Annotated in this window: 13 protein-coding genes, 3 tRNA genes and 2 pseudogenes; 3 read left to right on the plus strand and 15 right to left on the minus strand. The window is 49.4% G+C overall.

The features are described from left to right. A pseudogene (locus METPAY_RS15060) lies at nucleotides 1–286 on the plus strand (DEAD/DEAH box helicase); the annotation flags it as partial. Between the two features lie 355 nt (nucleotides 287–641). Next, a complete protein-coding gene (locus METPAY_RS03165) occupies nucleotides 642–1319 on the plus strand; it encodes an SOS response-associated peptidase (RefSeq protein ID WP_048149086.1) in 678 nt (225 codons plus the stop codon). A gap of 21 nt (nucleotides 1320–1340) precedes the next feature. Here the strand turns inward: METPAY_RS03165 and METPAY_RS03170 are convergent, their stop codons facing one another. From METPAY_RS03170 to METPAY_RS03185, 4 genes are all read right to left on the minus strand, one after another. After that, nucleotides 1341–1916 carry a hypothetical protein gene (locus METPAY_RS03170; protein ID WP_157198981.1) on the minus strand — a complete coding sequence of 192 codons (576 nt, stop codon included), beginning with the start codon at nucleotides 1914–1916 and terminating at the stop codon, nucleotides 1341–1343. 131 nt (nucleotides 1917–2047) lie between these two features. Next, nucleotides 2048–2563: an ArsR/SmtB family transcription factor gene (locus tag METPAY_RS03175; protein WP_052418631.1), complete on the minus strand. Its 516-nt coding sequence runs from the start codon at nucleotides 2561–2563 to the stop codon at nucleotides 2048–2050. Between the two features lie 324 nt (nucleotides 2564–2887). Next, a complete protein-coding gene (locus tag METPAY_RS15065) occupies nucleotides 2888–3049 on the minus strand; it encodes a hypothetical protein (RefSeq protein WP_169743632.1) in 162 nt (53 codons plus the stop codon). A 74-nt stretch (nucleotides 3050–3123) separates the two neighbouring features. Then, nucleotides 3124–3196, minus strand: a tRNA-Asp gene (locus METPAY_RS03185). A 156-nt stretch (nucleotides 3197–3352) separates the two neighbouring features. Here METPAY_RS03185 and METPAY_RS03190 point away from each other — a divergent pair. Continuing rightward, a complete protein-coding gene (locus tag METPAY_RS03190; RefSeq protein WP_048149092.1) occupies nucleotides 3353–3628 on the plus strand; it encodes a 2TM domain-containing protein in 276 nt (91 codons plus the stop codon). 311 nt (nucleotides 3629–3939) lie between these two features. On the opposite strand, the gene METPAY_RS03195 is transcribed toward METPAY_RS03190, so the two are convergent. The 11 genes and pseudogenes from METPAY_RS03195 to METPAY_RS03245 all read right to left on the minus strand — a co-directional run. After that, nucleotides 3940–4896, minus strand: coding sequence for a radical SAM protein (locus METPAY_RS03195; RefSeq protein ID WP_084600668.1), 957 nt, complete (start codon nucleotides 4894–4896; stop codon nucleotides 3940–3942). 113 nt (nucleotides 4897–5009) lie between these two features. Further along, nucleotides 5010–6083: a serine hydrolase domain-containing protein gene (locus tag METPAY_RS03200; RefSeq protein ID WP_211251510.1), complete on the minus strand. Its 1074-nt coding sequence runs from the start codon at nucleotides 6081–6083 to the stop codon at nucleotides 5010–5012. A gap of 172 nt (nucleotides 6084–6255) precedes the next feature. Then, a tRNA-Asp gene (locus METPAY_RS03205) sits at nucleotides 6256–6328 on the minus strand. Between the two features lie 12 nt (nucleotides 6329–6340). After that, a tRNA-Tyr gene (locus tag METPAY_RS03210) sits at nucleotides 6341–6451 on the minus strand. A gap of 528 nt (nucleotides 6452–6979) precedes the next feature. Further along, nucleotides 6980–7348 (minus strand): prefoldin subunit beta, encoded by a 369-nt coding sequence (locus METPAY_RS03215; protein ID WP_048149093.1) that lies wholly within the window; start codon nucleotides 7346–7348, stop codon nucleotides 6980–6982. Further along, on the minus strand, nucleotides 7345–7599 hold the full coding sequence (locus METPAY_RS03220) for a KEOPS complex subunit Pcc1 (RefSeq protein WP_052418632.1): 255 nt from the start codon (nucleotides 7597–7599) through the stop codon (nucleotides 7345–7347). The genes METPAY_RS03215 and METPAY_RS03220 overlap by 4 nt, the downstream gene beginning before the upstream one ends. Continuing rightward, nucleotides 7571–7972: a Brix domain-containing protein gene (locus METPAY_RS03225; protein WP_048149097.1), complete on the minus strand. Its 402-nt coding sequence runs from the start codon at nucleotides 7970–7972 to the stop codon at nucleotides 7571–7573. Before METPAY_RS03225 ends, METPAY_RS03220 begins: the two co-directional genes overlap by 29 nt. Further along, nucleotides 7972–8103 carry a DNA-directed RNA polymerase subunit P gene (locus METPAY_RS03230; RefSeq protein ID WP_013328906.1) on the minus strand — a complete coding sequence of 44 codons (132 nt, stop codon included), beginning with the start codon at nucleotides 8101–8103 and terminating at the stop codon, nucleotides 7972–7974. Before METPAY_RS03230 ends, METPAY_RS03225 begins: the two co-directional genes overlap by 1 nt. 16 nt (nucleotides 8104–8119) lie before the next feature. Next, nucleotides 8120–8410 carry a 50S ribosomal protein L37ae gene (locus METPAY_RS03235; RefSeq protein WP_048149100.1) on the minus strand — a complete coding sequence of 97 codons (291 nt, stop codon included), beginning with the start codon at nucleotides 8408–8410 and terminating at the stop codon, nucleotides 8120–8122. Nucleotides 8411–8471: 61 nt separating this feature from the next. Beyond that, nucleotides 8472–9173 (minus strand): ribosome assembly factor SBDS, encoded by a 702-nt coding sequence (locus tag METPAY_RS03240; protein WP_048149102.1) that lies wholly within the window; start codon nucleotides 9171–9173, stop codon nucleotides 8472–8474. Between the two features lie 18 nt (nucleotides 9174–9191). After that, nucleotides 9192–9431 (minus strand): annotated as a pseudogene (locus tag METPAY_RS03245) (archaeal proteasome endopeptidase complex subunit alpha); the annotation flags it as partial.

The following is a 9431-nucleotide window of genomic DNA, read 5'->3' on the forward strand; positions in this document are numbered from 1 at the left end:
CGCAAGGCTGATCGCCGCACTCAAACCCTACGAGGAGCACATGATCGATACCGTCCGGAGAAAGGATAAATCCGCGGAGGACCGGGCTGTCGAGGTCAAAATGCTCCGGAATGCAAACATAGTTCTCTCAAGCGGGAAGAAAGCCGTCCGTGCTTTTGCCGCAAGGGGCGTGGGGCCCGACACTGCTTCGAGAATTATCGGGACGTTTGCAAACGGCGACCAGTTCTATCTTGAAATCCTTAAAGCGGAGAGAAATTATATCAAAACCCACAGGTTCTGGAATTAATCAGGATGTTGTACTCCACCTGATGTCGGGGATAATATTTTTACCTTTTGCGAGTAATATGACCCAAAGGCAGGAGTTGTGAGGGTCTGAACTGTGAAAAAATAAATGGAGATTTCTGCTCAACTAAATGTTGCAGAACTCCCTCTTATTTTCGTAATTTTGCCCCCCAAAATTAATTCACCGTAACGTTCCTCACGACCTGTCTGGGTAGTTTCGTTTTTTTCAGTGATCTTCAGTTCAATATTGTTGGTCTTGTTATTCGCGGGTCCGGATCATAACCAGGGAAAGGGAGATAGGGTTCGTTTTCTCGTCGATTAAGAAAAGGTATTTCCCGGCAGGGATAAGAGATAAGGTCATGTGCGGGAGGTTCGCTTTCTTCAATGCGGAAGGTTTCGGGGACGCATACGGAAATTTCAACCCGCTGCCGATCCTCCCGTCTTCCTACAACGTCTCGCCGGGAAAAAGCATTCCTGTCGTCTGCCGGGACGGGAGCGAAAACCCTGAAGTCCTCTTCGCTAAATGGGGCCTTGTCCCCTCCTGGAAGAAGAACGACGAATCGGGTGCATGGCTCATCAACGCCCGCTCGGATTCTCTCACGGAAAAACCGGCCTTCAGGGACAACTTCAGGGAGCACCGCTGCCTCATTCCTGCGAACGGATTCTACGAGTGGAAACACGAAGGCACGAGGAAGGTTCCCTACTACATCCGTTTCGACAGGCCGCTGATCGCATTTGCGGGAATCTACGATACATGGACTGCACCGGAAGGCGACAGAAGAACATCGTGCTGCATCATAACGACCGGGGCAAACGCTGAGGTAAAGCAGGTCCACGACAGGATGCCGGCGGTCCTTTCGGAAGAGGATTGCAGGAGATGGCTCTCCCCCGGGCTTTCGCAGGACGATTATCTCGCGATGCTCAAACCATATCCTGCGGAAGAAACAGAGATCTACGCCGTCGGTTCGAAAGTGAACTCTACAAGTGCTGAAGGCCCGGGGCTGATCGAGAGAGTTGATTCAGGAGGCTGGTGGTGATAAAAATGACGAAAGTCAGATCTATGCCGCGGCAAAAATGTTCGTCCCAAATAGGTCACGAACCGTGTTTTTCACTCCCAGGATGACCCAGACCCATTCAGGTTTATAGGGCATCCCTATATCAGGGATCGGTTCGGATACGAAAATAACCGGGACATCATCAATACCAGATTCGGATGCCCTCAAACTGATTACCCGGTAGATTTTATCCATCATTTCCCGGTCGACATTCGTTTCCTCATCGATTGCTACCCGGACAGTGCCAACGCGATCATAACCGTACGAGAGAACAGGCCCTTCGGGATAGTAGTAAGCCTCTATATCCGGATGCGTTTCTTCAACAATCAGATCTATGTCGTCATACCAGTCATTCAGCGCTCTTTTGTCAGGCAGATCTTTGATTATACCGGTATCGACGACCTCACCGTTTTGATCGTATACCGGAACGTCCCCATAGGCGGCAATGAGGTATTTGGTATAGTCCTCCGACACAACCTGATATGATTTATTCCTCAGTTCATACCCCGAAGCCGCCCCGGACAGGCATATAATCAGTAAAAATACGATCAACAAATTCAGAAAAGAGATTTTACTCATAATATCCTTTCCATGTGCCGCAACCAGTTTTCTATCTCCATAAAATACGTTTCCTGTAAATACCAGATACGGGACTGACTAATATAAAACAATCAAAAAGATTCGATGAAAAGCGAATATAATCATAAATTTTAAATGTAATTCTTCTTTTTGAGAAAATAGAATACCAATACAATTGTCTGGGCAATTGCAATGATAAGACAGATCACAAAGAGAGAAAGAAAAGGACTGGTCGCCAGATGCCTCGTCAGGCTCTCCAATATGCCCTGGTCGAAGGGTTTTGAACTCAGCTTAGGAATTGAAATATATGTATAAAACGCGGCAAATGCTGCAATATAAGTGAGTAAAGATGAGATGAGAATCGTAAACCGGGTATCCTTATCAGGATTTAATATCGCATCTCCTTTCGCCGTGAGTTCGTAATAGATCCATTTGTTCTTTGAATCGACAGGTTGTATCAGCCCTGCTTCCTCCAGCTTCATCAGGTGGTGATGCATTGTGGATTCCTGCAAAGAAAATTCTCTAGCAAGCTCCGAATTCGTCTTCCGTCTTGTGTTCAGGGACTTGAGTATATCGATCCTTTTGTCGGATGACAACACTTCAAATATCTCTTTATCCAGGATCACCTCGCTCTTATCCACCGCCACACTTCCTTTACCTGATGCCGATACCCTTTAAGAACAGATTCATTTTCAGCGATTATAAATTTTGCAGGAGTGCTTTAAGAGAATTTTTTTAACTTCAGAAGGGCTTAAGCCCCTGCGGGGCAGCCCGACGCAAGTTTCTGCGAAACTTGCGATCTCGTGATATCCCGGCCTGGACGCTACCCGTTCGGGTAGCCTCGGCTGGGTGTTTTAAAACATTTGGAGCCGGAAGGACGCTTGCCCGTCCCGACGGCGACCTATCGCCATGAGGGGGAGGGTTGAAGGGAGGGGGAGAATCCCACTCCCTTCTCTGAATGTTCCAAAGGATTATTCTCTCCTTACGCCCTTGAATTTTCCACCGCTCGTCTTAACATCCTGAAATTTCCCGTCAGGACCCCTTTTCGTATACAATCCGGTTTTCGGGTTCTTAACCTGCGACCTGTCCCTGACAGCGCCTTTTCTGGAACCGCTTCCTGTATTCTTCGCCATTGTATCGCGATACGATATTATAATCGATGAATTTTTCGATTTGATTTTAGTGATTAACAAAAAAAGAAAACAAACGCCCAGTACGGAATTCGAATCCGTGTCGCAGCCGTGACAGGGCTGCATGATAGGCCACTACACTAACTGGGCAAAGCGTGCTGCAAATCAGCATAACATATTGATCTTTTTGGTTATTTAAGGGTTTTATTTAGCAGCGACCGAAATCTGCAAGATTACACAAAAAGTGCTCCATGAACGCAGCATAATGTATTATATTCTCTTCCCGCGATTCTTTGTCGTGGAAAAATGACTGATGACGAATCATACCGGAAGGCGAAGGAGAAAGTAGCGGAACTGAGAGGATTCTACTCTCATCTCGCCGCATACATATGCGTCAATCTCATGCTCATTTCAATCAACCTCCTGACGTACTCCGGCTACTACTGGTTCCTTTGGGTGACCTTCTTCTGGGGACTGGCTGTCCTGGGACATGCATGGCGTGTCTTCGGGCACAATAAAGTCATGAGTGATGAATGGGAAGAGAAGAAAATAAAGGAATACATGGAAAAAGACAAAAAATAATTTCCAAATTCGCTTTTTTATTCTGTTACTGATTATGAAAAGGGCATAAGCCCCTGTCGGGGCAGCCCGGTGCTTAGTTTGCTGCGCAAACTTTCGCAATGGTGATAACCCGGCCTGGACGCTACCCATCCGGGTAGCCTCGGCCGGGAAGACAAAAATAAGTTGTTGAACCGGAGCCGGAGGGATGCTTGCCCATCCCGAAGGCGACCTATCGCCACAGGGGGAGGGTTGAAGGGAGGGGGAGAATCCCTCTCCCTTCTCTGATATTGTTTAATAGAGAGTCAATGAACTGAAACAGATTTTTAGGGATCTTATTCCTCAACACTAACGAAAAAGATCCCCCGTTCCTCCCTCTTCTCCGCAACTCGCCCTTCCTCGATCAAAAGCTGGATATATTTATTGATCTCGTTCGGGTGCATCCCGAGAATGGACGAGAGATCCTCTACAGTGCAGGGACGGCGGGAGATCGTCTGAACAATGCACTCCATCGCATCGCCTGAAAAGCTCCCGATTCCCGATCTCGACGACGGCCTCCCGGTGATCTCCGTCCCCTCATAACCAAGACCTTCAGCGAACCTCTCCAACTCCTCGTGCGTCGCCGCCCTGATCCAGTCGACTACGCCCGGCCGGTCGAGCGTATTCAGCTGAACCCTGTCGGGCGAAATCCTGTGCACCGCTTCCGACAGAGCGGCGAGCTCCTCCTCCGTATCGTTCAGTCCCGGGACGACGAAAATCTCGAGCCAGAATTCGCCCGGGAACTCTTTCTTCAGCTCCACCAGACCCGAGATGATCTCTTCGACCTTCAGCGAGCTGCAGGGACGGTCGATCTTCATGAACCCCCTTTCGGTAGCTGAATCCAGCGAAGGAATAATCACGTCGATATCCCTCATCTCATCACGGACGCTTTTATCAAAAAAGAGGCTTCCGTTCGTGAGCAGCGCAACCCTGTAGTCCGGATACTTATCCTTGATAAACCGGGTAATCTCGCCAATTCCGCTGTGAAGCGTCGGTTCACCCGAACCGGAATATGTAATATAATCAAGCCGCGGCGATTCCGAAAGGTATGAATCCAGTTCCTCGATGACCTCCGCAGTAGGGACATATTCGTGGCGTTCGGCAGTGAGATTCGTCGTCCTACCACATTCGCAGTATATGCAGTTGTAGCTGCACGTCTTATGAGGAATGAGATCGATTCCCAGGGAGATCCCGAGCCTCCTCGAAGGAACAGGACCAAAGAGATGTTTGTATATTCTTTTTCCGCACGCCACTATTCACACCGTTGGGATATTATAAAACGCGAGGATAATTAAAGCGTAAGGATTCAGACAGGAGATTTTGACGTGAATGCCAAAGACGCCAAATCGAGTTTCGGGAGGCATTATTATTGAACAGCAGGCAAGATGCAGTCATCAACAAGCTGCATCGGATCACGTGGTTTATCCACTATCTCAGATGCTATTGCCACTACAAGGTCTTTTTCCGGAATGCATCTGATAACATTCCCGCCGGCACCCAGTGCCGAGAATGAAAATATATCGTTCTCTTCACCGAGCCACCACAGGTAGCCGTACCCGTTGGGATTCATAGCCGTCGACTCATCGATCCACTCCTTCGAAATAATCTGTTTATCATTCCAGGAACCACCATTCAGGTATAAAAACCCGAAGCGTGCCATATCCCAGGGAGTCAGTGTCAACCCCCACCCTCCTGTGGAGATACCGTTCGGATCTTTAATCCATCCTTTCACATTCTTTCCGAAAACGTCATCCAGTTCGAATGATTCCATTGAACGATCCGGGATCTCTCTCATGCCAACCGGTCGGAATAAATATTCATTTGCAAACTCCCGGGCACATTTGCCCGTAGCACCTGATATTATTGCCGAAAGCAGATGAGGACCTGCCGTAGAATACTGAAATTCCCCGGGCTGTCCGTCCCGGTCCAGCAGGTCAAGGACAAATGCGACCCAGTCTCTTTGCCTTAGAAGTTTGTCCAGCGGCTCATCTCTCAGATTCCTCGTTTTCCATGCAAACGGGGCTGTCATGGTGAGGAGATCCTTTATTGTAACAGTTCGTTTTAGAAAATCGTTCTTCGCCGGAACGTAATCGGGAAAAAAGTCCAGTACATTCTGGTTCACGCTTTCGACATAACCCAGATCGATAGCTATACCAATCAGGGCCGAGATGACACTCTTGGTCACCGACGCTACATTATGAGAATCGCCGGGGCCAAAGCCCCCATTATACCTTTCGAAAACGACGTAGCCTTTACTGACTACCACCATCCCGTTGACGCCCCAACAACGTGAGTTCAATTCTTTATCCAGTTCAAGAAGTTTGCCCCGGTCCAACCCTACAGACTCCGGGGCCGCAGTCCGCCATTCTTCGGTAGGCCAGTAATCTCTTTTAACTTCCGAAAAGCTCATTAATGAAGTGTTTTCTGGCCCGGATTTCATAATTATACTCCTTTGATACCCTGCATCCTTACCCGTTACACAAGATATACCTGCCTGTTACCGATCCCGGATTCTTCTTCAATGAATCATCATTCATGTTCGCAACCCGTGTACCGGCACCCCGGAACCGATCAGGAATACTAAGCGAATTAATAATTACAAAAACAGAAAACGCCCAGTACGGAATTCGAATCCGTGTCGCAGCCGTGACAGGGCTGCATGATAGGCCACTACACTAACTGGGCAAACAACAAATATCCCGCCTCCCGGATTCGAACCGGGGACATCGCGGTAGCCGCGCAGTTACCCCTTTCGTGAGGGTAAAACTATCTACAGCCGCGCACTCTACCAGTCTGAGTTAAGGCGGGACACTGTGCTCTATAATGTTGGGAAAATTAGGTTTTAATAATTTCGCTTTTGTGCCCTGAAATCAGGGTAAGAAACACCACGGACATGAAAAATCAGGGTCTTGCGCATAAAAAATCCTGCCCGAACGAAAATGTGCACTCCATGATAACGGGATATGCAAAGTAACGGAAATAAAAAAAGGCTCTTCGTCAATCTGTGTGGATATAAAAGTAATTCTCACTACTTGTGACAACCCCTCGGCGGATGCGGTTTCATGAAGGGAAATATGTCAAAAAACAGCTTAGGGGACCCTCGTCGGTCCCCTGGGCGTGCCGTGAGAGGGCTATCTTAAGGCAAGGCCCCTGGGTAGGGGCCGTCCGACGGACCTGGCCGCCGGTGCCAGGTCGCCCCAAGCAAGATATATTAAGGTATGTAATATCCGAAAGCATGTGAGGACGAGAAAATGCAAAGCATTTCTGGTAATTGTTTGCTGTCCCGGAATTATTTACCTATATGAAACAGCGAAGAGCGATAAAAAAAAGAAATATTCAGTTTGCCTGCGGAGGTGCACCGGCACCGCCGCTCATCGCCGCCTGGATCTGCTGCTGGAGCTGCTCGAACTTGCCCTGAAGTGCAGTCTCCTGCTTCTGGAGCGACTTGATACGAAGCTCAAGGGTCTCGATCTTCTCTTCGAGCTCCGCCTTGACCGATGCCTTATCCTTCTGCATCATAACCGCCCCGACCGACACGTAAACCTCCGCATCCTCCTTAAGCGTCTCAAGCTCCTCGTTCGCCTTCTTCGCCTCCTTCACAGACATCTCGAAGGACATCTTCTGCTGGACGATCGTCTGGAGCTGCTGCTGTACCTGCTGCAGCATAGAAATCTGCTGCTGAACTTTCGGTGAAATATTATTCATGGATTAACTACCTCCTGCATCTCATCTGCAATATTAATCAGCCTGAGCCACGTGTTCAGTGCGGCCCGGAGTGCGGACACGTCCTCCGCCTGCACGAAGAGCGAAATCCTGTTCTCGCCCTCCAGCTTTACCGAGGCAAACGAACGGCCCATATCCTCGCTCTCCGGGACGACGGACTCGAAAATTCTCACCGCCACTGGAGTTTCGAATTCGAAAACCGCCTCATACGGCATTTTTAAGGGTGAGGACATACTGCCTCCTCTGTGCGCCGTCGAATACGGCCGTCGAATCCCCGCACTCTGCCTTTGAAACATTTAGGTATTGTTTCAGGTTATCATAAACAGTTTGGTTTCCGACCCGGAGACCGCGGACGATCTCGTCCTCTCTTTCGACAACCTGGAAATTAGAGACAGGCAGGCCTTCGACAGGCTCACCTTCTTCAAAAATTTCGATAAGATAACTATGCTTCTGCTTCGAGACCACAAGAACAACAGAATCTATTCCTGTAATCTCGCCAAGACCCGACTTACCCCGCGGAGTATAATGACCACCGAGGGCGAACGCCAGGTCCTTTGAAAAAGTCCTCAAAAAAGGAGCGGGTTTTCGTGAAGTTGTAACTTCCATTATCGGGCTTTCACGTTTTTGATACCCGCACCGCGCTCTTTAAACAGAATCCTGTGTCCGCAGTACGGGCAGCGGACGTTAAGATCGATCTCGACCTTCTGTTTACACCTTGCACATTTATAACCGGCCATTTTGTCAGGCCTCCGTTTATTCCTTAATCAGCGAACGCTCGATTGTACGGAGTGCCACTTTAAGGTTCGGCGTCTGCGGGACGTATGCGCCGCCGGCATATTTGTATCCGCACTTGCGGCATTCCCAGATTCCTGTACCCTTCCTTGAGACCGCCTTCGACTCGCAGCTGGGACAGACGTGCTTCGCTTTTGAAAGTTTTTCGACTTCGTTGACGCGCTTTCTGATAAAACGGCCGTAACGGGGACCAAACCTTCCTGCGCTTCCTGTTGTCCTTCCTTTTGCTCTGTGTTTTCCTGAATTAGCCATATTTGTTATACCCCGAAATTTAGGTCTGTATATATTTGTACTGCATCCTTATTAATAGTGGCTAGTCCTGGCTGAGGATCTTTACCTCTCCGTCGCCCTTCGTTAGCCTGTTAATCATATTATAGAACTCTTCCTGGATGCCGGCCGGGATCCTGCACACGCAGATCCACGAGCCGTCGTTCTGCCACTCTTCCCTCTCGATAGTCGTTGCAGACGAGATCTCGCCGTATGCCTTGGGGGCGTAATCGGCCGGGATCTTCACCGCGAACTTCATCTCCGCGAACTTTATAGGGATGAGAGGACGGAGCGCCTTCACGGTCTCCTTGACAAGCTCGTCGACATGCTTAAACGGATCGATGTTGACCCTCGCCTCTTCCATCGCCATCTCAATACGCATTGGAGGATGAGGAAGCTTCGTCTGCGGGTTGATCGCGTTCCTCGCTATGAAGGTCACGACCTGCTTCCGTTTGTCCTCGATCATCTTCTTCCGCTGCTCGGCGGTAAGGTGGATCTCACCCTTTTTGATGATCCTCACGGCGACGTTCGCGAAATCCGTCTCCCCAAAGACCTTCTTAAGGGACTCTTCGGGAGACTTCTCGGCCTTCGAGGCGTTCTCGAATACGAAAAGCGCAGCTACCGCATCTTCAATATCGATATCGTCTCCCTGGCGGATCTCCGCCGCACGATCGGGGTCCACGAGGATCTCGAACCTCTCGCCATGGCTTTCAAGCCTTGCAACGACGGCCTGTTCAAGTGGAATCATATGCTGTCACCCGTTAGGTTACTCTTCTTCCTGTTTCTCTTCAGGTGCATCGAAATTGAAGTTTTCAACGTATTTATCGACCTCTTCGCGGGACATTCTCCTGAATCCCCCGTCCTCGGTGCCGATAACGCCGATCTCGACATTGTTCACGTCGAACTTGCCTTCCGTCGCCGCGTGAAGAGCCTTTAAGCCCATCGGGATCGCGTCGGCGATCTTCATGCCTTCCTGGTAGTCTTCCTCGAAGACCTTCATGACAGC

The sequence above is a fragment of the Methanolacinia paynteri genome (assembly GCF_000784355.1).
GTDB classification, from domain to species: domain Archaea; phylum Halobacteriota; class Methanomicrobia; order Methanomicrobiales; family Methanomicrobiaceae; genus Methanolacinia; species Methanolacinia paynteri.